Raw genomic sequence first — 265 nt, forward strand, 5'->3', positions numbered from 1 at the left:
CGCCGCCGGCGGTGACGAGCAGGATGGTGCCGTCCGGCCGGGTCCACGTCCCCACCGCGTACACGGAGTCGGTGTGGCCGTGGAGCTCGCCGGCGGGTTGCAGGCTGTTGGGGTCCCACAGCCGCACCACCTCGTCGCCGCCGGCGGTGACGAGCAGAGTGGCGTTGTCGTCCGGTCGAGTCCAGGTCCCCACCGCGTACACGGCGTCGGTGTGGCCGTGGAGCTCGCCGGCGGGTTGCAGGCTGTTGGGGTCCCACAGCCGCAC

General features: G+C 73.6%; 1 pseudogene. It reads right to left on the reverse strand.

Annotated elements, in window-relative coordinates:
* Window positions 1-265, reverse strand: a pseudogene (locus LPA42_RS33550) (hypothetical protein); the annotation flags it as partial.

It is taken from the genome of Micromonospora sp. DH13 (assembly GCF_020873825.1).
Classification (GTDB): Bacteria; Actinomycetota; Actinomycetes; order Mycobacteriales; family Micromonosporaceae; genus Micromonospora; species Micromonospora haikouensis.